Below are 24,878 nucleotides of genomic sequence, written 5' to 3' on the forward strand. Positions count from 1 at the left end.
GCGCCGAGGGCCGGTGGGCGCGCCGAGGGCCGGTGGGCGTGCCGAGGGCCGGTGGGCGTGCCGAGGGCCGGTGGGCGGGTCGAGGTCCGGTGGGCGTGCCGAGAGCCGGTGGGTGCCGGGAGGCCCCCCGCACATCGCGACGCGACGGCGGGGGGCCCTCTGACTCACCGTTCCCGGACCACCGCCACCGGGCAGTGCGCGTGCTGGATGAGCTGCTGGCTGACCGAACCCAGCAGCATCCCCGTCAGGCCGCCCCGGCCCCGGGTGCCGACCACCACCAGGCACGCGTTGCGGCTGGCGTCGACCAGCAGGGACGCCGGGCGGCCCTCCGTCACCTCCACGGTGACCGGCACGTCGGGGAACGTCGCGCCCCACCGGGCCAGCGGCTCGTCGAGCTCGGCCCGGTCGGCCGCCGTGGCCTCCCGCGCCTCGGGGCCCGCCGGCAGACGCTGGCCGGTGGGCGGATGCCAGGCCCGCACCACGTGCAGGGGCACCCGCCGGGTGGCGGCCTGCTCGAACGCGAAGCCCAGCGCCAGCAGCGAGCACTCGGACCCGTCCACGCCGACCGCGACGTGCCCGGTGCGCCCGCCGGCGGCGGCCTCGCCGCGGACGACCACGACCGGACAGTGCGCGTGGGCGGCGACGGTGACCGCGGTCGAGCCGACGAGCAACCCGCCGAAGCCGCCGTGCCCCCGGGTGCCCAGCACCAGCAGGTCGGCCTGCGCCGAGCGTTCCTGGAGCACCAGCGCGGGCGGCCCGTCGAACACCTCACCCGTGACGGTCAGCTCCGGGTGCGCGGCGGACGCGTCCGCCGCCGCCTTGCGGACCAGCTCCTCGACCTGCCGCCGGGCCGTCTCGTCCGGCCAGATGCCGGGAGCGACGCCGGGGCCGATCCAGCCGGCCACGGTGAGCCACTCGAAGACGTACGCCAGCCGCACCGGCCGCCCGCTGCGGCCGGCCTCCTCCAACGCCCACTCCAGCGCGGCGGAGGCGTCGGCGGAGCCGTCGTAGCCGACCAGGATCTCGTTGCCGCTCATCGGGCCCACCTCTCGTTCGCGACTGCGGGGTTGGCGAGTTCGCTCCTCGCGCTCACGGTGTCAGCCTTTCGTTCGCGACTGCGGGGCTCGCAGGCTCACTCCTCGCGCTCACGGTGCCAGCCTTTCGTTCGCGGCTGCGGGGCTCGCAAGCTCACTCCTCGCGCTCACTGGTCACCCCGCAGTCCCGGGTCCGTCTCGCGGACCCAGCGCCACTCCGCGACCCGGGGGTCGTCCTCGCCGTGCTGCCGGGTGTGGTCCCGGCAGGCCTGCCGGGCGTCGACCATCTCCTGCCGCAGGTGGGCGGCCCGGTCGGCCAGCCCCGGCACCCGGTCGATCACGTCGATGACCAGGTGGAAACGGTCCAGGTCGTTGAGCATCACCATGTCGAACGGCGTGGTGGTGGTGCCCTCCTCCTTGTAGCCGCGCACGTGCAGGTTGGCGTGGTTGGTGCGGCGGTAGGTGAGCCGGTGGATCAGCCACGGATAGCCGTGGTATGCGAAGATGACCTGCTTGTCCCGCGTGAAGATCGTGTCGAACTCCTTGTCCGACAGCCCGTGCGGGTGCTCCGTCGGCGGCTGGAGGCGCATCAGGTCGACGACGTTGACGACCCGCACCTTCAGCTCCGGCAGGTGCCGGCGCAGCAGGTCCGCGGCGGCCAGCGTCTCCAGCGTGGGCACGTCTCCGGCGCAGGCGAGCACCACGTCCGGCTCGCTGCCGGCGTCCGTGCTGGCCCAGTCCCAGATCCCGATGCCGCGCCGGCAGTGCTGGACGGCCTCGTCCATCGACAGCCAGTTCGGGGCGGGCTGCTTGCCGGCCACCACCACGTTGATGTAGTGCCGGCTGCGCAGGCAGTGGTCCATCGTGGAGAGCAGGGTGTTGGCGTCCGGCGGCAGGTAGACGCGTACCACCTCCGCCTTCTTGTTCATCACGTGGTCGATGAAGCCCGGGTCCTGGTGGGAGAAGCCGTTGTGGTCCTGCCGCCACACGTGGCTGGAGAGCAGGTAGTTCAGCGAGGCCACCGGCTTGCGCCACGGGATGCCCCGGGTCACCTTCAGCCACTTCGCGTGCTGGTTGAGCATCGAGTCGACGATGTGGATGAATGCCTCGTAGCTGGTGAAGATGCCGTGCCGGCCGGTCAGCAGGTAGCCCTCCAGCCAGCCCTGGCAGAGGTGCTCGGAGAGGACCTCCATCACCCGCCCGTCCGGGGAGAGGTGGTCGTCGCCGGGCACGGTGCCGGCCATCCAGGCCCGGCCGGTGACCTCGAACGCCGCGCCGAGCCGGTTCGAGGCGACCTCGTCGGGGCCGAAGAGGCGGAACGTCTGCGGGTTGGCGGCGATCACGTCGCGGACCCACGGGCCGAGGGCGCCGGTCGCGCCGGCCACGGTCTCGCCGGGCCGCGGCACGTCGACGGCGTAGTCGCGGAAGTCCGGCAGCGACAGGTCGCGCAGCACCAGCCCGCCGTTGGTGACCGGGTTGGCGCTCATCCGCCGCTCGCCCTTCGGCGGCAGCGCGGCCAGCTCGGCGACCGGCGCGCCCGTGGCGTCGAAGAGCTCCTCCGGCCGGTAGCTGCGCAGCCAGCGCTCCAGCTCGGCCAGGTGCTCCGGGTTCTTGCGTACCTCGGACAGCGGCACCTGGTGCGCGCGGTAGGTGCCCTCGACCCGCTTGCCGTCCACGTCCCGCGGCCCCGTCCAGCCCTTCGGCGTACGCAGGACGATCATCGGCCAGCGCGGGCGCTCGACGGTGCCGCCCGAGCGGGCCCGCCGCTGGATGGCGGCGATCTCGTCCAGCGCCCGGTCCAGCGTGCCGGCGAGGGCCTGGTGCACCGTCGCCGGCTCGTCGCCGGACACCACGTACGGCTGGTAGCCGAAGCCGCGCATCATGGCGAGGAGGTCGTCCTCGGGGATCCGGTCCAGCACCGTCGGATTCGCGATCTTGTAGCCGTTGAGGTGCAGGATCGGCAGCACCGCGCCGTCGCGGGCCGGGTTCAGGAAGACGTCGGAGAGCCAGCTTCCGGCCAGCGGGCCGGTCTCCGCCTCCCCGTCGCCGATGACGCAGGCCACCAGCAGGTCGGGGTTGTCGAACGCCGCGCCGTAGGCGTGGCTGAGGGCGTACCCCAGCTCGCCGCCCTCGTGGATCGAACCCGGCACCTCCGCCGCCACGTGGCTGGGGATGCCGCCGGGGAAGGAGAACTGGCGGAACAGCCGGGCCATGCCGGCCTCGTCGCGGTCGATGTGGTGGTACACCTCGCTCCAGGTGCCCTCCAGCCAGGTGTTGGCGACGATCGCCGGGCCGCCGTGACCGGGGCCGGTGACGAAGATGGCGGACAGGTCACGGGCGACGATGGCCCGGTTGAGGTGGGCGTAGAGCAGGTTCAGGCCGGGACTGGTGCCCCAGTGGCCGAGCAGGCGCGGCTTGACGTGCTCGGGCGCCAGCGGCTCGCGGAGCAGCGGATTGTCCAGCAGGTAGATCTGCCCGACGGTCAGGTAGTTCGCCGCCCGCCAGTAGGCGTCCAGCCGCCGCAGCTCGTCTTCGGTCAGGGGGCCGTGTAGGTCGAGAGCGGTGTCCATACTGCGTGAGCCTCTCGCGGGTAGGGGAATCCTGCATCCTCGGAGCGCGGATTCGTCCGGGCCGGCCCCAGCATCTCCGATCGGCGCCGGTGTGGATCAGGGCCGTTGGTCCCGTCGGGGTTGGGCGTTGCGCCCGTCGACCGGAACGGCCGTCAGCCCTCGCACCACGATCAGCGGCGCGGGGGAGTGGTAGAGCAGCGTCTGGCTCACCGCGCCGAGCATGCCCCGCCACGGCTCGTCGCCCCGGGCGGCGACCAGCGCCACCTGCACCGAGCGGGACTGCTCCACCAGGACGGTGCCGGGGTCGCCGCGGATCGTGTGGCACTCCGTGGCCACCGACGGGAACCGGTGCGCCGACCGCGCCACCATGCCGGCGAGCAACTCGGGATCCTCGGCGGCCTCCTCCGGCTCGACGACGCGGACCGCCAGCAGCCGCGCCTCCCGCCCGGCCGCGCACTCGAACGCCCACTCCAGCGCGCCCTGCGAGCTGTCGGAGCCGTCCACCCCGACCAGCACCGGCCCCTGCGGCGGCGGCTCCCGGCGGGCCACCAGCACCGGGCAACCGGCCCGGGCGGCGAGCTGCACCGCGGGCGCGTCGACCGACACGCACTCTCCGCTGGTCGCCATGCCGCCGTCCCCGACGGCGAGCAGGAACGCCGACTCCGACCGGCGGACCAGGGTGGGGATGAGGGCACCCTCGACGATCTCGCCGCTGACCGGCAGCGCCGGCTCGACCTCGTTGGCGATCTCCGTGGCCCGGGAGATCAACTTTTCGGCGTCGGCGCGCGCCTCCGCGATCGACGGGGCCTCCAGCGCGGCCGTCCAGTTGAACGCGTGCAGCAGGCACAGCGGGCGGCCGTGCGCGGCTGCCTCCTGCGCGGCCAGCCTGACCACCGGCAGGTTGCGCTCCGCGCCGAGCCCGACCAGCACCGCCGCGTCGGTGGCTGCGGTCATCCGAATCACCTCCGCAGGCGTCGCGCCCGGCCCTCCTGTCGAGGCTAGTCCCGCGGGTACCACGGCGGGGCGGGATCGCGCTCGACGGCTGGCTGGGGGCTGTCGGCGGGGTCTCGCCGTCTGTGCGCGGCGTCGTGTCGGTTGCGGTCCGTCGTGGTGGGGTGTGGCCCGCCGTACCCGGCTCCGGCCGGTCAGGCTTGATCCCTGCGCCGGGCACGGCGGGCCACACCCCGTCGGCGCCCGCTCGCCATCCTCGCCTCACTCTGCATCCCAGGCGTGCCCGCCCGCCCCGTAGCGCCGCCGTCTGCCCGTCTGCGCTCGTAGCGCCGCTGCCTGCCCGCCTGCCCGCGTAGCGTCCGGTGATCAGGGCGGCGTGGACGTTTCCCGGCCGTTGTGGGTGCGAGACGTCCTGATCACAGCCGGTGGTCCAGGGTCGCGTCCCATGATCCGTTGACGTCGGCCCGGGCGAAGGGCAGCGCGGAGCCCGGCGGAGCGTTAACCGATCATGGGTGCCGCTTGGGGGCACCGGTGACTCCTGTTACGAAACCGCCCGATGCGGGCCTTTTCGTAGCCAATATCCCGACCGCCCACCCGTCCACCCGTCGGGCCGACGGTGCCTGGTGTCCGGTTGCGTCATGGTTATCCGGGTGCGCTATCGGCGGGCGGCGTCATCACGCCCCCGATTGGGGCCGGTGTCCGGTTTCGGGGTGTGAGCGGGGGCATCGTGGGGGCGGAATCGTGGCCGGGGCGGGGTCGTTACACCCTGCGTACGACCGAGCAAGACCGCCCCGCCCCACGGATGGTGGGGCCCCGGAATGATGGCGGGCCGGCGGTCGTTACACATGGTCCGGCCGACGTGAGGGCATCCCCCGCCCCGCGAACAGCCCGGATCCTTCCGGCCGACACGGCCGATCTGAACCTCCCGGCCGACACGGTCTATCTGGTCTTTCCTTCGGCGATGCGCCGGAGATCTCCCCTGAGTTGTTCATGAGCGCCGGACGGTGCTTGCGCCCACATGAGCCGAGTCCCCCTTCGGTGTGGGTGCCGACCCCCGAATGGAGCACATCTGATGAACACGATTCTGCGTAAGAGCGTTCTTGGTGTTGCTGGTCTGGCGTTTGCCGGTGGTGTGTTCGCCGGTCCCGCGACCGCCCACGCAGCCCCGTCGGTGGAGTCGATGCCGGTGGCGGTGGCGGTGCAGGCCGACAAGCCGGACATGGGCAAGCTCGTGCCGCATGGTGTGCAGGGTGCGCAGTCGCGTATCGAGCTCTCCGACGAGCAGGTCGGCAACGTCAAGGCGATCATCGCGGCGACGAAGAAGGCCGGCATGGACGAGCGGGCCGCCGTCGTCTCGATCGCGACCGCGTTGCAGGAGTCGAAGTTGGAGAACCTGGGTCACCTGGGTGAGCGCAACGACCACGACTCGCAGGGCCTGTTCCAGCAGCGCCCGACCTCGGGTTGGGGCACGGTCGAGCAGATCACCGACCCCGAGTACTCCACGACCGCGTTCCTCAAGGCGCTGAAGCAGGTCGACGGGTGGCAGGACATGCCGCTGACCGAGGCCGCCCAGACCGTGCAGGTCTCGGCGTACCCCGACCACTACGCCCAGTGGGAGCAGCAGGCCGCCGACCTCGTCGCCGAGCACTGGAACAGCTGACCTGACAACAGCTGACACAGACTTTCCACCACAAGGGGGATCGCCGGCCGGCACCGTTGACTCGGTGCCGGCCGGCGGCACATCCGCCACCGATGGAACATCGCGGCCCGTCGGCTGGTTGAATGAGGTGTCGGTGTGTCCAGTGTCCCCGGGCCTCACCTAAATTGCCTTCGCGGAATACCGTCCGGCTGGAGCCGCGTCGCGCCACTCGCCGAGAGGCGACCTGCACACCGACACCGGCGCCGCCCCCGAGCCTCCGGGCCCGGGGGCGGCGCTGTTTTCGCCCCGGTCCCGGCTTCCTCCGGGCCAGCGCCGCGGCGCCGGCGGGAAGGGAGCCGTAGGGCATGTGCGCAGCGAGAACACGCGAGCGCGCGAGCGCGGGCGGCAACCGTCGGAGTGGTGATCGCGCGGCACGGGTCGCGGTCCCGTGCGGCCTGGCCTATGTTCATGTTGGCGACGTCGGACGGGCCGGGAGAGGGGTGTCGCGTGGGCCTGCGGACCTTCATCCAGGGCTGGCCGGTCTATCGGCAACTCACCGGCACCGACCCGCTGGGCCGGGGCGCCGCGGCGCAGTCCGACCGGTCGGCGGAGCTGACCGCCCGCACCGAGACCGCCGACAGCGTGGCCCGCTCGGTCTGCCCCTACTGCGCGGTCGGCTGCGGCCAGCGCGTCTTCGTCAAGGACAACGAGGTCACCCAGATCGAGGGCGACCCGGACAGCCCGATCTCCCGGGGCCGGCTGTGCCCCAAGGGGTCGGCCAGCAAGAGTCTCGTCACCAGCCCCCTGCGGCAGACGAAGGTCCGCTACCGGCGGCCCTACGCCACCGAGTGGGAGGACCTGGAGCTCGACGTCGCGCTCGACATGATCGCCGACCGGATCCTCGCCGCCCGGGCGGAGACCTGGGAGGACGTCGACGCGCAGGGCCGGCCGCTCAACCGCACGCTGGGCATCTCCAGCCTGGGCGGGGCGACGCTGGACAACGAGGAGAACTACCTCATCAAGAAGCTGTTCACGGCGATGGGGGCGCTCCAGATCGAGAACCAGGCGCGCATTTGACACTCCGCCACCGTCCCCGGTCTGGGGGCCAGCTTCGGTCGCGGTGGCGCGACGGACTTCCAGCAGGACGTCGCCAACGCTGACGTCATCGTCATCCAGGGCTCGAACATGGCCGAGGCCCACCCGGTGGGCTTCCAGTGGGTGATGGAGGCCAAGCGGCGCGGCGCCAAGGTGTTCCACGTCGATCCGCGGTTCACCCGCACCAGCGCGCTGGCCGACACCTACCTGCCGATCCGGGCGGGCTCCGACATCGCGCTGCTGGGTGGCGTGGTGCGGTACATCCTGGAGAACGAGCTGGACTTCCGTGAGTACGTGCTGGCCTACACGAACGCCGCGACGATCGTCAGCGAGCGGTTCGTCGACACCGAGGACGGCGACGGCTTCTTCTCCGGGTTCGACCCGGAGACGGGCAGCTACGTCCAGGACTCCTGGCAGTACGCGGGCCACGAGTCGGACTCGGGCAGCGGGCACACCGCGAAGGAGCGGGACACCGCTGCCGGGCTGCGTCACGAGTCGCACGGCGCGCAGGTGGGCGGCCAGACCGAGCGGGACGAGACGTTGCAGCACCCGCGCTGCGTCTACCAGATCCTGAAGCGGCACTTCGCCCGCTACACGCCGGAAATGGTGGAGCGGGTCTGCGGCATCCCGCGGGAGAAGTTCCTGGAACTGGCCCAGGCGTGGACGGCGAACTCGGGCCGGGAGCGCACCGGCGTGCTGATCTACTCCGTGGGGTGGACGCAGCACAGCGTGGGCGTGCAGTACATCCGCACCGGCGCGATCATCCAGTTGCTGCTGGGCAACATGGGCCGCCCGGGCGGGGGCATCCTGGCCCTGCGCGGGCACGCGAGCATCCAGGGCTCCACCGACATCCCGACGCTGTTCAACCTGCTCCCCGGCTACCTGCCGATGCCGCACCACGCCGACCACCCCACCTTCGACGAGTGGGTAGACAGCATCCGCCACCCGGGTCAGAAGGGCTTCTGGGGCAACGCCCGTGCCTACGCGGCGAGCCTGCTCAAGGCGTACTGGGGGGACGCGGCGACGCCCGAGAACGACTTCTGCTACGGGTACATGCCCCGGATGACCGGCGACCACGGGACGTACCAGCAGGTGCTGAACATGATCGACGGGAAGGTGCGGGGCTACTTCCTGCTGGGCCAGAACCCGGCGGTCGGGTCGGCGCACGGCCGGGCGCAGCGCCTCGGCATGGCCAACCTGGACTGGCTGGTGGTCCGCGACCTGTTCATGATCGAGAGCGCCACGTTCTGGCGGAACAGCCCGGAGGTCGCCACCGGCGAGATCGTGCCGGAGCAGTGTAGGACGGAGGTGTTCTTCCTGCCGGCTGCCTCGCACGTGGAGAAGGAGGGCACCTTCACCCAGACGCAGCGGCTGCTGCAGTGGCGGGAGAAGGCCGTCGACCCGCCGGGCGACGCCCGCTCCGAGCTGTGGTTCTTCTACCACCTCGGGCGGCGGCTGCGGGAGAAGCTGGCCGGCTCCGACCTGCCGCGCGACCGGGCGCTGCTCGACCTGGCCTGGGACTACCCCACGCACGGCCCGCACGCCGAGCCGAGCGCCGAGGCGGTGTTGCGCGAGATCAACGGGTACGAGGTGGCGACCGGTCGCCCGCTGTCCGCGTTCGCCGAGGCCCGCGACGACGGTTCCACCGCCGTCGGCTGCTGGATCTACTCCGGGGTGTACGCCGACGGCGTCAACCAGGCGGCGCGGCGCAGGTCCCGCCACGAGCAGGACTGGGTGGCCGCCGAGTGGGGCTGGGCGTGGCCGGCGAACCGGCGCACCCTCTACAACCGCGCCTCGGCGGACCCGCAGGGCCGGCCGTGGAGCGAGCGGAAGCGCTACGTCTGGTGGGACCCGGACGCGGGGGAGTGGACCGGCTACGACGTGCCGGACTTCGAGCGGACCAAGCCGCCGACGTACCGGCCGCCGGAGGGCGCCTCCGGCACCGAGGGGATCGCCGGCGACGACCCGTTCGTCATGCAGGGCGACGGCAAGGGCTGGCTGTACGCGCCGAGCGGCGTGCTCGACGGCCCGCTGCCGACGCACTACGAGCCGGCGGAGTCGCCGGTGCGCAACCCGTTCTACCGGCAGCAGGCCAACCCCACCCGCAAGGTGTACGCGCACCCGGTCAACTCGGTGAACCCGAGCCCGCCGCAGGAGCACAGCCAGGTCTTCCCGTACGTGTTCACGGTCAGCCGGCTCACCGAGCACCACACGGCGGGCGGGATGAGCCGTACGGTGCGGCCCCTGGCGGAGCTGCAACCGGAGATGTTCGTCGAGGTGTCCCCGGAGCTGGCCGCGGAGGTGGGCCTGGCGCACCTGGGCTGGGCGCACCTGGTCAGCGGGCGGGCGGTGATCGAGGCGAAGGTGCTGGTCACCGACCGGGTCAGCCCGCTGCGCGTGGACGGCCGGGTGATCCACCAGCTGTGGCTGCCGTACCACTTCGGGTTCGAGGGGCTGGTGACCGGCGACTCGGCCAACGACCTGTTCGGGATCACCCTGGACCCGAACGTGCTGATCCAGGAGAGCAAGATCGGTACCTGTGACGTGCGGCCCGGTCGGCGGCCCACCGGCCCGGCCCTGCTGGACCTCGTGGCCGACTACCAGCGGCGGGCGGGCATCGTCCCCGGCCTGCCGGCCCCGACGCTCACCCCGGGGGCGCTCCCGCCGTCGCCCGCCGCCGACGGGGCCGGGGAGGGCCGCGATGCTTCCTGACCCGCACAGCCTCTCCGGGCCGCTGGATCCCGCCCCGGAGGCCGGCTGGACCGACGCCCCGCCCCGGATGGGCTTCTTCACCGACACCAGCGTCTGCATCGGCTGCAAGGCGTGCGAGGTGGCCTGCAAGGAGTGGAACGACGTCCCCGGCTCGGGGCTGGACCTGCTCGGCATGTCGTACGACAACACCGGCGCGCTGACCGCGAACTCGTGGCGGCACGTGGCGTTCGTCGAGCAGCCCCGTCCGGCCGGGCACCGCAGCCCGCCGTTCGCGGGCACGCCGACGGGCGCGTCGGTCAGCGCCTCGTCGGCGGCCGTGGCCGCGGGCGTCGGCAACCCGACCGGCACGGAGCCGGGGGTGCCGCCGGGCGCGGCGGACGCGGCCGCGCGGATGGCCGCCGGCCCGGGCTCGGGGACCGGCGCGGGCACGAGCGCGGGCCCCGCCGACACGGCCGGTCGGGCCGGCGGGCCGGAGTTCCTGGGCATGCCCGGGGCGCAGCCGCCGGGCCGCGCCGGGGGCGCGGAGGGGCGCACCGACTTCCGCTGGCTGATGATGTCCGACGTCTGCAAGCACTGCACCCACGCGGCCTGCCTCGACGTCTGCCCCACCGGCTCGCTGTTCCGCACCGAGTTCGGCACGGTGGTGGTGCAGGAGGACATCTGCAACGGCTGCGGCTACTGCATCTCCGCCTGCCCCTACGGCGTCATCGACCAACGCAAGGGCGACGGCCGGGCGTGGAAGTGCACGCTGTGCTACGACCGGATCGGCGCGGGCAACACCCCCGCCTGCGCGCAGGCGTGCCCCACCGAGTCCATCCAGTACGGCCCCCTGGACGAGCTGCGGGAGCGGGCCGCGGCCCGGGTGGCGACGCTGCACGAGCGGGGCGTGCCCGAGGCGCGGCTCTACGGGCACGACCCGGGCGACGGGGTCGGCGGTGACGGCGCGTTCTTCCTGCTGCTCGACGAGCCCGAGGTGTACGGACTGCCGCCGGACCCGGTGGTCACCACCCGGGACCTGCCGAAGATGTGGAAGCGGGCGGGCGTGGCCGCGCTGGCGATGGCGGCGGCGGCCGTGGCCGCGTTCGTGGGAGGTTCCTCGTGAGTCCGCAGCGCCCGGTCGGCGACCTGTTCCGCCGCTTCCGCGACCGCCTCGACGGCGGTGCCGAAACGACCGGGCCGGGCGGGGCCGACCCCGCCGCGCCGGCCGTCGAGACGAGCGTGTCGCCGGGCGACGCGGTCGCGGACCGGTCGCGGCCGGCACCGACCGGCGGGGGCGGGCGTCGGCGCGGCGGGCGGGGCCGACGCGGCGGCGAGGATCTGACCGTTCCGGAGGCCGAGTTCACCTCCTACTACGGCCGGCCGATCCTCAAGGCGCCGGTCTGGAAGTGGGACATCGCCGCGTACCTCTTCACCGGCGGGCTGGCCGCCGGTTCGTCGCTGCTCGCGGCGGGCGGGCAGCTCACCGGCCGACCCGCGCTGCGCCGCGCCGGCCGGGTCGCCTCGCTGGCGGCGGTCACCGCCAGCACCGTCTTCCTCATCAAGGACCTGGGGCGGCCCGCCCGGTTCCACCACATGCTGCGGGTGGCCAAGCCCACCTCGCCCATGTCCGTGGGCACCTGGATCCTCAGCGCCTTCGGCCCGGCCGCCGGGATCGCGGCGGTGGCCGAGGGCGCGCCGTGGCTGCCCGAGCGGGGCCTGCCGGGGCTCGTCCGCCGGGTGCTGCCGCCGGTCGGGCACGCCGCCGGGCTGGCGGCCGCGGCGACCGCGCCGGCGCTGGCCACGTACACCGGGGTGCTGCTGGCCGACACGGCCGTGCCGTCCTGGCACGAGGCGTACGCGGAGCTGCCGACCATCTTCGCGGGCAGCGCCCTGGCCAGCGGCGCGGGCGTGGGGCTGATCGCCGCGCCCACCGCGCAGGCCGGGCCCGCCCGCCGGATGGCGGTGGCGGGCGCGGCCCTGGAGCTGTACGGCGCGCACCGCGTGGAGACCCGGCTCGGGCTGCTCAGCGAGCCCTACCGCACCGGGCGGGCCGGTCGGCTGCTGCGCGCCGGGCGGGCCCTGACCGCGGTGGGGGTGGCCGGCGCGCTGCTGGGCCGGCGCAGCCGGGCGCTCTCCGCGCTGTCCGGGGCGGCCCTGCTGGGCGCCTCGGTGGCGACCCGGTTCGGCATCTTCGAGGGCGGCGTCGCCTCGGCGAAGGATCCGAAGTACACGGTGGTGCCGCAGCGCGAGCGCCTCGACCGGCGGCGCGCCGCCGGGGCCTGACGCCTCCCGCGCACGCCCGTCGGGCCTGTGGTTCACTGCTGCGTGGAGGCGTTCAGGCGGCTGGTGCCCCTCCCGGTCTTCAAAACCGGTGTGGTCCGGGATCCGGGCCAGGCGGGTTCGATTCCCGTCCGTCTCCGCCAAACTGTGTGGAAGAGGGGCCATGGGGGACGTCGCGGCCGATCCGCGCCGGCGGGTGCCGCGCACCGACGCGCTGCTCGCCGACCCCCGGCTGGCCACCGCCGCGACCGCCCTGGGCCGGGAGCGGGTCAAGGCCGCCGTCCACCGCGCCCAGGAGCGCGCCCGCCGGGGCGAGATCGCCCCCGAGGCGGTAGGCGACGCCGCGCTGGCCGCCCTGCCCGCGGCGGCGCCCCGGGCGGTGCTCAACGCCACCGGGGTGGTGCTGCACACCAACCTGGGTCGGGCCGCGCTGTCACCCGCCGCCGTCGCGGCGGTCGCCGCCGCCACCGGGCACACCGACGTCGAGCTGGACCTGCGCACCGGGCGGCGGGCCCGGCGCGGACGCGACGCCCTCGACGCCCTCGCCGCGGCGGTGCCCGACGCGGGCGCGGTGCACGTGGTCAACAACGGCGCCGCCGCGCTGGTGCTCGCCGCCACCGCGCTGGCCGCCGACGCCGAGATCGTGGTCAGCCGGGGCGAGCTGGTGGAGATCGGCGACGGGTTCCGCCTGCCCGACCTGCTGGAGAGCACCGGCGCCCGGCTGCGCGAGGTCGGCACCACCAACCGCACCACGCTCGACGACTACGCCGCCGCGATCGGCGCCCGCACCGGGTTCGTGCTCAAGGTGCACCCGTCGAACTTCCAGGTCACCGGCTTCACCTCCGCCGTGCCGGTGCGGCGGCTGGCCACCCTCGGCGTCCCCGTCGTCGCCGACATCGGCTCGGGGCTGCTCGCGCCCGATGCGCTGCTGCCCGCCGAGCCGGACGCCGCCAGCACCCTGCGGGCCGGGGCGGCGCTGGTCACCGCCAGCGGCGACAAGCTGCTCGGCGGCCCGCAGGCCGGGCTGCTGCTCGGCGCCGCCGACCTGGTCGAACGGCTGCGCCGGCATCCCCTCGCCCGGGCGTTGCGGGTGGACAAGCTGACCCTCGCCGCGCTCGCCGCCACCCTCGGTGACCCGGCCACCCCCACCCGGGCCGCGCTGCACGCCGACGCGGGCGCGCTGCGCGCACGCACCGAGCGGCTGCGCGACGCGCTCGCCGCCGACGGGTGCGAGGCGCAGGTGGTGCCCGCCGGGGCGGTCGTCGGCGGCGGTGGAGCGCCCGGCGTCGAGCTGGCCTCGTGGGCGCTCAGCCTGCCCGAGCGGTACGCGTCTCCGCTGCGCGTCGGAGAGCCGCCGGTGCTGGGCCGGGTGGTGCGCGGGCGACTTCTGCTGGACCTGCGCTGTGTGCCCGCCGACGCCGACGCGGCGGTCCACGCCGCCGTGCTGCGCGTGCCCGGGGAGGGCTGAGCGTGTTCGTGGTGGCCACCGCCGGGCACGTCGACCACGGCAAGTCGACCCTGGTCCGGGCGTTGACCGGGATGGAACCCGACCGGTGGGCCGAGGAACGCCGCCGGGGCATGACCATCGACCTCGGCTTCGCCTGGACCACGCTGCCCTCGGGCGCGACGGTCGCCTTCGTGGACGTGCCCGGGCACGAGCGGTTCGTGCCGAACATGCTCGCCGGCGTCGGCCCGGTGCCCGCCGCGCTGGTCGTGGTGGCCGCCGACGAGGGCTGGATGCCGCAGTCGGCCGAGCACCTGGCGGCGCTTGACGCGCTCGGGGTGGCGTACGGCCTGCTGGTGGTGACCCGCGCGGACCTGGCCGATCCGGGGCCGGCGACGGCCCGGGCCCGGGCGGAGCTGGCCGCGACCTCCCTCGGCGCGGTCGACGCGGTCGCGGTCAGCGCGGTGACCGGCGCCGGCCTGCCGCAGCTGCGCGCGGCGCTGGACCGGCTCGCCGCCCGGCTGCCCGCCCCGCGCACCGACGCCCCGGTGCGGCTGTGGGTGGACCGCGCCTTCACCGTCCGGGGCGCCGGCACCGTGGTGACCGGCACCCTCGGCGCCGGCCGGCTGCGCGTGGGCGACGAGTTGGAGCTCGCCGGCGGCGCGGAGGCGGTGCGGGTACGCGGCCTGCACTCCCTCGGCGTGGCCCGGCCCGAGGTCGCCCCGGTCGCCCGGGTGGCGGTGAACCTGCGCGGCACGCCCCGGGACCGCCTCGGGCGTGGCGACGCGCTGCTCACCCCCGGCCGCTTCCACCGCACCGACCTGCTGGACGTCCGGCTGGCCGGCGACCCGACGGCGCAACTGCCGGCCACCCTGACCCTGCACATCGGCTCGGCGGCGGTGCCGGCCCGGGTCCGGCCCCTCGGCCGGGACACCGCCCGGCTGCGGCTGGCCCGGCCGCTGCCGCTGCTGGTCGGGGACCGGGCGCTGCTGCGCGACCCGGGCCGGCACCACGTCGCGGGCGGGGTGACCGTGCTGGACGTGGCGCCGCCGCCGCTGACCCGCCGGGGCGCGGCGGCCGCCCGCGCGGCCGTGCTGGCGACGGTGGACGGCCGCCCCGATCTGGCCGGCGAGCTGCGCCGGCGAGGGCTGGCGCGGGCCGCCGACCTGCTCCGTACCGGGGTCGAGGGCACCGGCCGGCCGGTGGCCGGCGACTGGCTGGCGGACCCGGAGCACTGGCGGGGCCTCGGCGTCCGGATGGTCGAGGAGGTCGCCCGGCACGCCCGGGAGCACCCGCTGGAGCCGGGCGCGCCGGTCGAGCTGCTGCGCCAGCGCCTCGGCCTGCCCGAGCGGGCGCTGGTCGAGGCGCTGGTCCGGCCGCCGCTGCGGCTGCGCGCCGGCCGGGTCACCGCGTCGGCGGCCGACGCGCTGCCGGAGCCCGTGGCCCGGGCCGTGGCCCGGGTCCGCGCCGAGTACGCCGACCGCCCGTTCCGGGCCCCCGAGGCCGAGCGCCTCGCCGACCTGGGGCTGGGTCCCCGGGAGATCGGCGCGGCCGTGCGCGCGGGGGCGCTGCTGCGCCTCGCCGAGAACGTGGTGCTGCTGCCCGGCGCGGCCGACGACGCCGTGCGGGTGCTGGCCGGGCTGCCCCAGCCGTTCACGCTCAGCGCCGCCCGGCGGGCGCTGGACACCACCCGCCGGGTCGCGGTGCCGCTGCTGGAACTGCTGGACCGTCGCGGCGTCACCCGGCGGCTGCCCGACGACGCGCGGGTCGTGGTCACGGCCCGGTCCTGAAGCCGCCCCGGCGGGGCCGGTGGTCGCCTAGCGTGGCGCCATGGACCCTTCCGCGGTCTGGCGGGACAAGCAGCACAAATGGCGCATCGAGGCGTACCGGGCGCCGGACCTGCGCTTCGCGATCTTCGCCACCAACGGCACCACCGAGTCCGCGCCGCTGTGGCTGTTCGGGATGTCGGCGCTGGCCCGGTGGCTGATGACGCACAAGATCTCCCTCGATGACCTGGAGGTCGACTGACATGGGGGCGCAGCTCGGTCAGCTCGCGCTGGTCGCGGTGCTGGTGCTGATCAACGCGGCCCTGTCGGGCAGCGAGATGGCGCTGGTGACGCTGCGCGAGGGGCAGGTGCGGCAGCTGGGCCGGCGCAGCGGGTCGGGGGAGCGGCTGGCCCGGCTGGTGCGCGACCCCAACCGGTACCTGGCGACCATCCAGCTCGGCATCACCCTCGCCGGGTTCCTCGCCTCCGCCGCCGCCGCGGTCTCCCTGGCCGAGCCGCTGGTCGGGCCGCTGGGTTTCCTCGGCGGGGCCGCGCGCGGCGTCGCGGTCGTCCTGGTCACCGTGCTGCTGACGTTCGTCACCCTGGTCGTCGGCGAGCTGGCCCCGAAGCGGCTGGCGATGCAGCGCGCGGAGCGCTGGGGGCTGGTCAGCGCCGGCCCGCTGGACCTGCTGGCCCGGCTGTCGCGCCCGGCGGTCTGGCTGCTCAGCAAGGCCACGAACGGGGTGGTGCGGCTCGCTGGCGGCGACCCGCGCGCCAGCCGGACGGAGATGACCGAGGACGAGCTGCGGGAGATGTTGGTCAGCCAACGGGGCCTGTCCGCGCAGCAGCGGGAGATCCTGACCGGCGCGTTCGACATCGCCGGCCGGACGCTGCGGGAGATCTTGGTGCCCCGGCTGGACGTGACGGTGCTCCCCGCGACGTTGCCCGCCGCCGACGGGCTGCGCCGGCTCGCCGCCGCCGGCCGCTCCCGCGCCCCCGTCGTCGGGCCGGGTGGGCTGGACGAGGTGCGGGGCGTGGTGCACATCCGCGAGCTCGTCGAGGCGGACTCGGCGACGGTCGCCGACCGGGCCCGTCCGCCGCTGCTGCTGCCCGGCACCCTGCCCGTCTCCGACGCGCTGCGCGAGCTGCGGCAGTGCCACCAGCAGCTCGCCCTCGTCGTCGACGAGCACGGCGGGGTCGACGGCATGATCACGATGGAGGACCTGCTGGCCGAGGTCGTCGGGGAGCTGTACGACGAGACCGACCGGGACGTGACCGGGGTGATCCGGGAACCGGACGGTGCGCTGCTGGTGCCCGGCGACTTCCCGCTGCACGACCTGTCCGACGTCGGCGTGCGTCTGCACTTCCGGCCGTCGCGGGAGTACACGACGGTGGCCGGCCTGGTGCTGACCGGGCTGGGGCACCTGCCGACCGGCCCGGGGGAGACCGTGCACCTGCCGGGGCTGACCGTCGAGGTGGTGCAGGTCTCCGGCCGGACGATCCGTCGGGTCCGGCTGCGCGGCTTCCCCACCGGCCCCCGACCCGACACCCGCCCGGGTTGAAACGGACGAAACGGCTGCGTCCGGCGCGGGTCGGGTCCTACCGTCCGGGGTGTGAAGGACCGAGGGATGCGGACGTTCGTCACGGTGCTGGCCGGGCTCGCGGTGATCTACTTCGGCACCACCGGCCGCAGCGAGGAGGACGGCCGCGGCGTGTCCGGCGGCCTCGTCGTGCTCGCGCTGCTGGCGGCGCTGCTGGTGTGGCACCTGACGAAGCCGGGCGACAAGACGGCCAAGTAGGCCCCGTCACGCGGCGGCGCGGGTGACCTCCCCGGCGGACTCCTCGCCGAGGGCCACCCGCACCAGCGCCGAGGCGAGCCGGCCGAAGTCGGCCGGGTCGACCAGCCCGGCCAGCCGCTCCGCCGAGCCGGGCAGGCCGAGGCGTTTCGCCCCGGCCAGGGCCCGCCGGTCGGCGAACGGTCGCAGGTCCGGCCAGACCACCTGCGCCTCGCGCAGGAAGATGTCCGCGCCGGTGGGGCCGATGCCGGGAAACTCGGTCAGCAGCCGGCGCAGCCCGGCCGGTTCGCCGCCGGCGTCGCGGTGCAGCCGGCGCAGGTCGCCCCGCCAGCGGTCCAGGCACAGCCGGGCCCCGGTGCCGAGCATCGTCGAGGTGCGCTCGTCGTAGCGGCGGTAGTGGCCCCGGCCCAGCGCGTCGACCCGGTCCTGCCAGCTCGCCGCCTCCATCGCCTGCGGGGTCCGGTAGCCGGCGGCGAAGAGTTCCCGCGCGGCCGCCACGGCCACCCCCGCCCGGATGCGGGTGCTCAGCAGCGTGGCGAGCACCAGCAGCTGGTAGAGCGGGGCGGGCCGGTCGGCGAGCGTGATGCCCGCCTCCTCGGCGTACGTGCGGCCCCGCCGGTCCAGCAGGACCCGTGCCACCTTCCGGTCGTCGCCCATCCTCGGGGTGTACCCGCCCTGCGCCCGGCCACCCCTGCGAGCGTGCTCCCCGGCGGGTATGCGGTCGGGGCGGGCGGGTAACCGACGTCGGACACGGTCCGGACCCCGGAAGGAGAGAGCCGTGGTGAACCCGCAGCAGGAGGAGTTCCGCCGCAACAACAAGGGCGCCACCAGCCAGGACAGCAAGGGCCCGCGCCCGACCGGGCACCCGCTCAACCGCGGCTCGTCGCACGGCGACGAGGGGCGGCCGGTGCCGCGGGGGCAGGTGTCCCCGTACGGCCCGGCCACCGAGCCCGTCGCCGACGACGAGAGCGCCGGGGGCTAACAGCCCCGGCCCGAGGCGGGCGGTCGCAGCCGGTTCCAGGTGGCTGCGGCCGCCACGCCGTACGCGAGGTGCGGCACGATGTCGGCCAGCCAGTCCGACCGGTGCCAGGTGCGCGGATCGGTCACCCCGAGCAGGGTCATCGACCCGTCGGACATCGTCATCACGCCGCCGCCGAGCACCCCGACGGCCAGCGGCAGCGGCATCCGCCGGCCCCGGGCGAGCAGGGCGTACCCGACTCCCGCGGCGACGCCGAGCCCGTAGCCGAGCAACGGCCCGAGGCCCGAGCGGCGGTTCGCCGCCCGGTCCTCGGGCCCCAGACCCACGTGTGCCACCTCGGCCACCCGCCCCGCGCTGCGCTCCGGGGTGCTGCTCGCCGGCCGCGCGCGGACCACCATGTCGAGGTAGCTGACCACGTTCAGGGCGGTGCTGCCGACGGCGCCGGCGATCGCCCCGTCGGCCAGGCCCGCCGCCCTCACTTCGGGTCGCCCGGTTCGCGCTCGCCCTTGGGGCCGTAGACCCGCTCACCGCGTACGACGCCCCGCTGTCCGCGGTCGGACTGCAGGATCCGGTTGGCCACGTCGTTGGCCTTGTCGTCCGGCACCCGCCGTCCCGAATCGTCGATCGCGTTCCGGATGCGCGCCCGCTGCTTGTCGTACGCGTTGCTGCCCGGCCGTGGTCCTGGCATCACTGCCTCCTCCGGTCGTCGTCGCCGTTGGCGTACCGCGGTCGTCTACCCGCCCGCGCCGCGACCAACCCCGCGACCGGTTCAGCGTGGCGCGCGGATCACCGCGACCGGGCAGTCGGCGTGGTGCAGCAGCGACTGGCTCACCGAGCCCAGTAGCAGCCCGGTCAGCTCGCCGCGCCCCTGCCGGCCGACCACCAGCAGCTGGGCCCGCCGGGACGCCTCGGCGAGCACGGTGGTGGCGCGGCCCCGGGTGGTCTCCCGGCTGACCGGCACGTCCGGCCACCGTTCCGTCAGCCCGGCCAGCGACTCGGCGACCACCCGCTCCTCCTCGGACCGCAGCTCGGTGTCGTCGTACACCAGTGGCCGCATGTCCCCGGGGCCGGTGGAGGTCGGATGCCGGTAGGCGTGCACCGCGACCAGCGCCGCGCCGCGCACCGACGCCTCCTCGATGGCGAACTCCGCGGCGAGTCGCGCCGTCTCGGAGCCGTCCACGCCGACGACCACGGGCCCGTCGGGGTGGTCGGTGCCCCGGGCGACCAGCACCGGGCAGTCGGCGTACGCGGCGACCTGCACCGCGACGGACCCGACCACCAGGGCGGAGAAGCCGCCGAGGCCGCGGTCGCCGAGCACGATCATCGCGGCGGACGGCGACTCGCCGAGCAGCACCGCGGCGGCCTCGCCGTCGATGATCTCGCCGGAGATCCGCAGCCCGGGCACCGCGGCCTCGGCCTCGTCCGTCGCGGCGGTGACGACCTGTTCGGCCTGGTGCCGCAGTCCGGCGCCGGGTGGGCCGCCGGCGGGCGCGCCGACGGGCACGTGCAGCAGGGGCCAGATGAAGGCGTGCACGATCCGCAGCGGCCGGTGCCGGCGGGCCGCCTCGACGGCGGCGAGCCGCACGGCGCGCAGCGCCGATTCCGAGCCGTCCACGCCGACGACCACCGCCGCGCCGTTCGCCGAGTTCACCGCCCACCTCCCGCCGGTTCCCGGCCAGTATCGCGGCCGGCGGCCTGTCGGCGGGCCGATACCGCGCAGCCCGACCGGTGGGTACGCTGTCCACGCCCACCGGGGAGGGAGCGTCGTCGATGGTTGAGCCGGACCAGCCGAGCACCGCGCGAATGATCGATTTCTGGCTCGGCGGGGAGCACCACTTCCCGGTCGACGTCGCCGCCGCCCGCGACTTCGAGCGGGCGTACGGGCCGTGCGCGCCGGTCTTCCGCGAGCTGCGCGCCTTTCTCGGCCGGACGGTCCGGGCGATGGCCGCGCAAGGGGTGGACAGCTTCCTCGTCTTCGGCGCCGGGGTGCCCACCATGGGCAACGTGCACGAGGTCGCCCCGGAGGCCACGGTGCTCTACACCGACGTCGACCCGGTCGCCATCCGCCTCGGCCAGCGCCTGCTGGCCGGCAGCGACCGGGCCGGCTACGGCTACGGCGACGCCACCGACATCGGCACGGTCGACCGCGCCCAGCTGCACCGGTTCGTGCCGGGGTGGGGGAGGAGACCGGTCGGCGTGGTCTTCCTCGGCCTGGCCGCGTTCCTGGACGACGAGACGCTGGCGCGCACCCTCGACGAGCTCTACGAGGCCACCGCGCCGGGCAGTCTGCTCGCCGTCGACTTCGACACCGAGGAACTGGCCGCTTTCCCGGAGGCCCTCGCGATGATGGGGCCGGCGTTCCGGATGCGCCCGCCGGCCGCGTTCGCGCGGTTGCTGGGCCGCTGGACGCCCACCGACGACGGCATCGTCCCGATCGACCGGTGGCGTCCGGACGGCCCGCCGGCGCAGGTGCCGGACGCCTTCCACGGCGGGCTCGCCGTCCGCTCGGCGGCCTGACCGGCCGTCCACCGCAGCACCCGGCCAGCGCCGGCGCCGCCCGAGGCGACGTCGGCGCCCCGCGCCGTGCGTACGCCCCGCCGCGACGGCGTCTTTCCGCCCGCCCGCCCGGAGGACGGGGGAGGGGCCTCCGTATGATGCTTGCCCTACGGCAAGCTTTCCGGAGGATGATCATGTTGGAGGCACCGGGCCAGGTCTCGCGTGCGCTTCGTGCGGCCCCGCCCGACCGGGTGGTGGAGGCGGCGGACCGGGCCATCCGGTCCGCGCTCGGCGCCTCCCGGACGGACGTGTTCATCGCCGACTATCGGATCACCGGGCTCTGGCCGGTGCTGGACACCGACCTCGCCGACGGCGGCTTCCTCGCCTGCCACACCGTGGCGCAGCGCTGCTTCAGCAGCCAGCAGCCGGTGACCGACGCCGACGCCGACGGCCCGTGCCGGCTCTACCTGCCGCTGTCGGTGTGGGGGGAGCGACTGGGCGTGCTCCTGGTCGAGTTGCCCGGCCCGGTCGGCCCGGACGTCGTCGAGCGGGCCGCGGACATCGCCGGTGAGTTGGCCGTCGTGCTGCGCGCGGCGGACCGGGAGACCGACCGGTACCGCCGGATCCGCCGGCGGGAACGGCTCAGCATGGCCGCGGAGATGCAGTGGGAGCTGCTGCCGGGACGCGGCGTGAGCCACGCGGCGTTCGAGCTCGCCGGCCAGCTGGAGCCGGCGTACACGGTTGGCGGGGACCACTTCGACTGGTCCGTGGACGACGACCGGCTCACGGTCACGGTGCTCAACGGCACCGGCATCGGGCTGGCGGCGTCGCTGCTGACCGCCGTCACCGTGAACGCGTTGCGCAACGCCCGGCGTTCCGGGGGCGGCCTCGTCGAGCAGGCCGAGTTGGCCTCCGACACGGTCTTCTACCAGCACCGCGGCCGCCGCTACGTGGCCACGCTGCTGCTCGAACTGGACACCGTCACCGGCCGGGTGCGGGCGGTGGACGCCGGCTCCCCGCACCTGCTGCGGCTGCGCGGCGGCACGGTGACACCCATCGAGCTGGAGCAGCAGCTGCCGCTGGGCATGTTCGCCGAGGCCCGCTACGACGTCCAGGAGTTCGACCTGGAACCGGGGGACCGGCTCTTCGTGGTCAGCGACGGGGTGTGGGCCGCCGACCCCGGTGACCGCGGGGCGTACGGGGATCGGGCGATGGCGCGGGCGATGCGGTCCACGCGGCTGCAGCCGCCGGCGGAGTCAGTTGGTACGGTGATGCGCGAACTGCACGCCTGGCACGCGGATGCCGACCTGCGCGACGACGCGGTCGTCGTCTGCCTGGACTGGCGTGGTTCCGCCGGGCGGGGCGACGGGTGAGAGCCGTCGTCGCCACGGCAGGGCACGAGCGGGACGATCGCAGGGGACACCGGGTGGAGCGACCTCCGAATCTCGCCGCGGCGGTCGGCGCCGCCGCCGAGGCGCTCGTCGGTGTGCTCGACTCGGCGGTGTCCCGGCACCAGATGGCCGTCTCGCCGACGCAGCTGCGGGTGCTGTCGCTGATCAGCGGCCGGCCGGAGACCAACGTCAACGGCCTGGCCGAGTTGCTGGACGTCGTACCGTCCTCGGCGAGCCGGCTCTGCGACCGGTTGGAGGCCATCGGGCTGCTGCGCCGGGTGCCGGACCCCCGCGATCGGCGGGAGGTGCGGCTGCTGCCGACCCCCGCCGCCGAGACGTTGCTGCGCGAGCTGCAGGAGCGCCGGCACCGTGCGGTGCAGGCTGTGCTGGACCGGATGCCCGGTCGGGCGCAGCACGAGCTGCTGCTGGCGCTGGTGGCCTTCGAGCGCGCGGCCGCCGCCGCGACGGTCGAGTCGCCGGCCGACTCCTCGACCCGCACCGCCTGACCGGCGGTTCCCCCTTCATCCGAGCCGTCCCGAACCGTCCCACTAGTGTCCTAGGATGCCTTACGCGTGGTGACACGCCACACACAACCGTCCCGCCGCGGCGGGACGACACGCCTGAGCCCGGGGCGGACCGCGAGAGCCCGATATAGTGGCAGCGCAATCAGCCGGCCCGTGATCGTCACGATCGCGGGCCGTGTCAGGCGAAGGTCCCGTACGGGGACCGCAGGGGACGCCGGCGTCAGCCGGCCCGACAGCGGCCACGTTCTCCGCGCCGCCCGTCCTCGGCCGGGCGGCGGAGCGCGTCGCGGAGGAGGTTCGGTGTCGCGTCCGCCGGCTCGGGAAGAGCACCCGGAGGCCACCGCCGGCACGAGCGGGTCGGCCGTGGGCGACCGCGTCCTCACGCTGCCGAACGTCATCAGCTTCGTCCGGTTGCTCGGCGTGCCGCTCTTCCTCTACCTGCTGCTCGTCGCGCACGCCGACGTGGCCGCGCTCGTGGTGCTGGCCGTCGGCGGCACCACGGACTGGGTGGACGGCTGGGTCGCCCGCCGCATGCGCCAGGTCAGCCGGCTGGGGGAGCTGCTCGACCCGCTGGCCGACCGGCTCTACATCCTCGCCACCCTGCTCGCCTTCACGGCGCGGGACGTGGTGCCGTGGCAGTTCACCGCGGCGCTGCTGGCCCGGGAACTGCTCCTGCTCGGTTCGCTGGCGGTGCTGCGCCGGCACGGGTACGGCCCGCCGCCGGTGCACTACGTCGGCAAGACCGCGACCTTCCTGCTGCTGGCCGCCTTCCCGGTCCTGCTGCTCGCCGCGGCGGTGCCGGGCGCCGCGACCGTGGCGGGGGCGATCGGCTGGGGCCTGGCCTGGTGGGGCCTGGTGCTCTACTGGGTGGCCGGCGCGCTCTACGTCGTGCAGGCCAGCCGGCTGGTCAGGGCGGTACGGACCGGGGGAGCGCCGGCATGACGGGTGCGCCGGGCGACGGGCGGCCACGCGCCGACCGGGTGTACGCCCCGGACTTCCTCACCGAGCTGTTCCGCAACCCGCTGGATCCCGGGTACGCCGACGCGGCGGCCCGGCGTCGGGAGCGGCAGGCGCCGGCCCCGGGGTGGCGGCGCTGGTCGGCGCGCTCCGTGAGCCTCGTGGTGGTGCTGCTGCTGGGTTTCCTGTTCGCGGTGGCGTACCGGCAGACGCTGGAGGCCGAGCCGGGGCGCAGTCAGGCCCGCTCGGGGCTGGTCGAGCAGATCAAGCAGCGGGAGAGCGAGACCGACCGGTTGTCGGTGCGGGCCGACGAGCTGCGGGCGGAGGTGGCGCGGCAGCGGGCGGCGGCGCTGGGTGGCTCGGAGGCGGCGCGGCTGCACAACCTGGAGGCGGGCACCGGCCTGGGGCGGGTGCGCGGTGACGGCGTGGTGGTGCGCCTGGCGGACGCGCCGCAGAATCCGGACGCGGTGACCGGCGCGGACGTGGGTCCGCCCCGGGTGATCTACACCGATCTGCAGGGTGTGACCAACGACCTGTGGGCGGCGGGGGCGGAGGCGATCTCGATCAACGGTCAGCGGTTGACGGCGATGTCGACGATCCGCTCGGCGGGGCAGGCGATCCTGGTGGACTTCCGGCCGGTGACCGGGCCGTACGAGGTGTCGGCGATCGGGCCGGGGTCGATGCGGGACCGGTACGAGGACAGCCGCAGCGCGTTGACGATGCGGAAGGTGGCCGAGGAGACCGGGGTGTCGTTCGGGGTGCGGGAGGCCGAGGACCTCACCCTGCCGGCCGCTCCGGACCCGCGGCTACGCTACGCGAAGCCCTCGGTGAGCCCGACGCCGTCGCCGTCGGGGGCCGACGAGTCCGTCAGTCCTGGGCCGGCCGGTTCGAGGACGTCTCCCAGCCCCTCCGGAGGTGGTCGATGATCGCGGTGCTGGCGTTGCTCGCCGGTGTGGTCCTCGGGGTGTGGCTCGACCCCACGGTGCCCACGGCGTTGCAGCCGTACCTGCCGATCGCGGTGGTGGCCGCGCTGGACGCGGTGTTCGGCGGGGTGCGGGCGAAGCTCGACCGGATCTTCGACGACAAGCAGTTCGTGGTGTCGTTCATTTCGAACGTGCTGGTGGCGGGTCTGATCGTGTATCTGGGCGACCAGTTGGGGGTGGGCGGTCAGCTCTCCACCGGCGTGGTGGTCGTGCTCGGGGTGCGGATCTTCGGAAACGTGGCGGCGATCCGTCGGCACCTGTTCCGGGCGTAGGTTGGTGGCG

23 protein-coding genes and 1 tRNA gene are annotated in these 24,878 nt (G+C 74.9%); 17 read left to right on the top strand and 7 right to left on the bottom strand.

Going from position 1 to position 24,878, the window contains the following annotated elements; genetic code table 11:
* Window positions 1-164: 164 nt before the first annotated feature.
* The 3 genes from AB0G08_RS08610 to AB0G08_RS08620 form a co-directional block, all read right to left on the bottom strand.
* Complete coding sequence (locus AB0G08_RS08610; RefSeq protein WP_358085048.1) at window positions 165-1,037, bottom strand: universal stress protein; 873 nt, start codon at window positions 1,035-1,037, stop codon at window positions 165-167.
* A gap of 164 nt (window positions 1,038-1,201) precedes the next feature.
* On the bottom strand, window positions 1,202-3,604 hold the full coding sequence (locus AB0G08_RS08615; RefSeq protein WP_358085051.1) for a phosphoketolase family protein: 2,403 nt from the start codon (window positions 3,602-3,604) through the stop codon (window positions 1,202-1,204).
* Window positions 3,605-3,700: 96 nt separating this feature from the next.
* Window positions 3,701-4,558 carry a universal stress protein gene (locus AB0G08_RS08620; protein ID WP_358085054.1) on the bottom strand — a complete coding sequence of 286 codons (858 nt, stop codon included), beginning with the start codon at window positions 4,556-4,558 and terminating at the stop codon, window positions 3,701-3,703.
* Window positions 4,559-5,627: 1,069 nt separating this feature from the next.
* Between AB0G08_RS08620 and AB0G08_RS08625 the strand changes: the two genes are divergently transcribed.
* From AB0G08_RS08625 to AB0G08_RS08670, 10 genes are all read left to right on the top strand, one after another.
* Window positions 5,628-6,215, top strand: a complete 588-nt coding sequence (locus AB0G08_RS08625; protein ID WP_358085058.1) for a hypothetical protein — start codon at window positions 5,628-5,630, stop codon at window positions 6,213-6,215.
* Between the two features lie 486 nt (window positions 6,216-6,701).
* The gene (gene fdh / locus AB0G08_RS08630; protein WP_358085060.1) at window positions 6,702-10,001 is read left to right on the top strand and encodes a formate dehydrogenase; all 3,300 of its coding nucleotides are present in this window, start codon (window positions 6,702-6,704) and stop codon (window positions 9,999-10,001) included.
* Window positions 9,991-11,103, top strand: coding sequence for a 4Fe-4S dicluster domain-containing protein (locus AB0G08_RS08635; RefSeq protein ID WP_358085062.1), 1,113 nt, complete (start codon window positions 9,991-9,993; stop codon window positions 11,101-11,103). The genes fdh and AB0G08_RS08635 overlap by 11 nt, the downstream gene beginning before the upstream one ends.
* Complete coding sequence (gene nrfD / locus AB0G08_RS08640) at window positions 11,100-12,263, top strand: NrfD/PsrC family molybdoenzyme membrane anchor subunit (protein ID WP_358085065.1); 1,164 nt, start codon at window positions 11,100-11,102, stop codon at window positions 12,261-12,263. The genes AB0G08_RS08635 and nrfD overlap by 4 nt, the downstream gene beginning before the upstream one ends.
* Before the next feature lie 44 nt (window positions 12,264-12,307).
* Window positions 12,308-12,403: transfer RNA gene (locus AB0G08_RS08645), tRNA-Sec, on the top strand.
* A gap of 20 nt (window positions 12,404-12,423) precedes the next feature.
* Window positions 12,424-13,728 (top strand): L-seryl-tRNA(Sec) selenium transferase, encoded by a 1,305-nt coding sequence (gene selA / locus AB0G08_RS08650; protein WP_358085068.1) that lies wholly within the window; start codon window positions 12,424-12,426, stop codon window positions 13,726-13,728.
* Between the two features lie 2 nt (window positions 13,729-13,730).
* Window positions 13,731-15,494 (top strand): selenocysteine-specific translation elongation factor, encoded by a 1,764-nt coding sequence (gene selB, locus AB0G08_RS08655; RefSeq protein WP_358085071.1) that lies wholly within the window; start codon window positions 13,731-13,733, stop codon window positions 15,492-15,494.
* Window positions 15,495-15,534: 40 nt separating this feature from the next.
* On the top strand, window positions 15,535-15,732 hold the full coding sequence (locus AB0G08_RS08660; RefSeq protein WP_350687479.1) for a hypothetical protein: 198 nt from the start codon (window positions 15,535-15,537) through the stop codon (window positions 15,730-15,732).
* A 1-nt stretch (window position 15,733) separates the two neighbouring features.
* Window positions 15,734-17,032: a hemolysin family protein gene (locus AB0G08_RS08665; protein ID WP_358085074.1), complete on the top strand. Its 1,299-nt coding sequence runs from the start codon at window positions 15,734-15,736 to the stop codon at window positions 17,030-17,032.
* Window positions 17,033-17,098: 66 nt separating this feature from the next.
* The gene (locus tag AB0G08_RS08670; protein ID WP_165947846.1) at window positions 17,099-17,269 is read left to right on the top strand and encodes a hypothetical protein; all 171 of its coding nucleotides are present in this window, start codon (window positions 17,099-17,101) and stop codon (window positions 17,267-17,269) included.
* A gap of 6 nt (window positions 17,270-17,275) precedes the next feature.
* Here the strand turns inward: AB0G08_RS08670 and AB0G08_RS08675 are convergent, their stop codons facing one another.
* A complete protein-coding gene (locus tag AB0G08_RS08675; RefSeq protein WP_358085077.1) occupies window positions 17,276-17,923 on the bottom strand; it encodes a hypothetical protein in 648 nt (215 codons plus the stop codon).
* 121 nt (window positions 17,924-18,044) lie between these two features.
* On the opposite strand from AB0G08_RS08675, the gene AB0G08_RS08680 reads away from it, so the two are divergent.
* Window positions 18,045-18,248, top strand: coding sequence for a hypothetical protein (locus tag AB0G08_RS08680; protein ID WP_121398373.1), 204 nt, complete (start codon window positions 18,045-18,047; stop codon window positions 18,246-18,248).
* On the opposite strand, the gene AB0G08_RS08685 is transcribed toward AB0G08_RS08680, so the two are convergent.
* From AB0G08_RS08685 to AB0G08_RS08695, 3 genes are all read right to left on the bottom strand, one after another.
* A complete protein-coding gene (locus tag AB0G08_RS08685) occupies window positions 18,245-18,724 on the bottom strand; it encodes a hypothetical protein (RefSeq protein ID WP_358085080.1) in 480 nt (159 codons plus the stop codon). The genes AB0G08_RS08680 and AB0G08_RS08685 overlap by 4 nt on opposite strands.
* Window positions 18,721-18,933: a phosphatidylethanolamine-binding protein gene (locus AB0G08_RS08690; protein WP_101409922.1), complete on the bottom strand. Its 213-nt coding sequence runs from the start codon at window positions 18,931-18,933 to the stop codon at window positions 18,721-18,723. The genes AB0G08_RS08685 and AB0G08_RS08690 overlap by 4 nt, the downstream gene beginning before the upstream one ends.
* A gap of 81 nt (window positions 18,934-19,014) precedes the next feature.
* Complete coding sequence (locus AB0G08_RS08695; protein ID WP_358085083.1) at window positions 19,015-19,896, bottom strand: universal stress protein; 882 nt, start codon at window positions 19,894-19,896, stop codon at window positions 19,015-19,017.
* Window positions 19,897-20,015: 119 nt separating this feature from the next.
* On the opposite strand from AB0G08_RS08695, the gene AB0G08_RS08700 reads away from it, so the two are divergent.
* The 6 genes from AB0G08_RS08700 (at window position 20,016) to AB0G08_RS08725 (ending at window position 24,868) form a co-directional block, all read left to right on the top strand.
* Window positions 20,016-20,762 carry an SAM-dependent methyltransferase gene (locus tag AB0G08_RS08700; protein WP_358085086.1) on the top strand — a complete coding sequence of 249 codons (747 nt, stop codon included), beginning with the start codon at window positions 20,016-20,018 and terminating at the stop codon, window positions 20,760-20,762.
* Between the two features lie 173 nt (window positions 20,763-20,935).
* Window positions 20,936-22,114, top strand: coding sequence for a PP2C family protein-serine/threonine phosphatase (locus AB0G08_RS08705; RefSeq protein ID WP_358085089.1), 1,179 nt, complete (start codon window positions 20,936-20,938; stop codon window positions 22,112-22,114).
* A gap of 53 nt (window positions 22,115-22,167) precedes the next feature.
* Complete coding sequence (locus AB0G08_RS08710; RefSeq protein ID WP_358085091.1) at window positions 22,168-22,638, top strand: MarR family transcriptional regulator; 471 nt, start codon at window positions 22,168-22,170, stop codon at window positions 22,636-22,638.
* Between the two features lie 381 nt (window positions 22,639-23,019).
* Entirely contained in the window at window positions 23,020-23,598 is a 579-nt protein-coding gene (locus tag AB0G08_RS08715; RefSeq protein ID WP_358085147.1) for a CDP-alcohol phosphatidyltransferase family protein, read from the top strand.
* Window positions 23,595-24,539, top strand: coding sequence for a DUF881 domain-containing protein (locus tag AB0G08_RS08720; RefSeq protein WP_358085094.1), 945 nt, complete (start codon window positions 23,595-23,597; stop codon window positions 24,537-24,539). The genes AB0G08_RS08715 and AB0G08_RS08720 overlap by 4 nt, the downstream gene beginning before the upstream one ends.
* On the top strand, window positions 24,536-24,868 hold the full coding sequence (locus AB0G08_RS08725) for a small basic family protein (RefSeq protein WP_089000302.1): 333 nt from the start codon (window positions 24,536-24,538) through the stop codon (window positions 24,866-24,868). The genes AB0G08_RS08720 and AB0G08_RS08725 overlap by 4 nt, the downstream gene beginning before the upstream one ends.
* Window positions 24,869-24,878 lie beyond the last annotated feature (10 nt).

The sequence above is a fragment of the Micromonospora sp. NPDC023644 genome (assembly GCF_040640115.1).
Lineage (GTDB): Bacteria > Actinomycetota > Actinomycetes > Mycobacteriales > Micromonosporaceae > Micromonospora.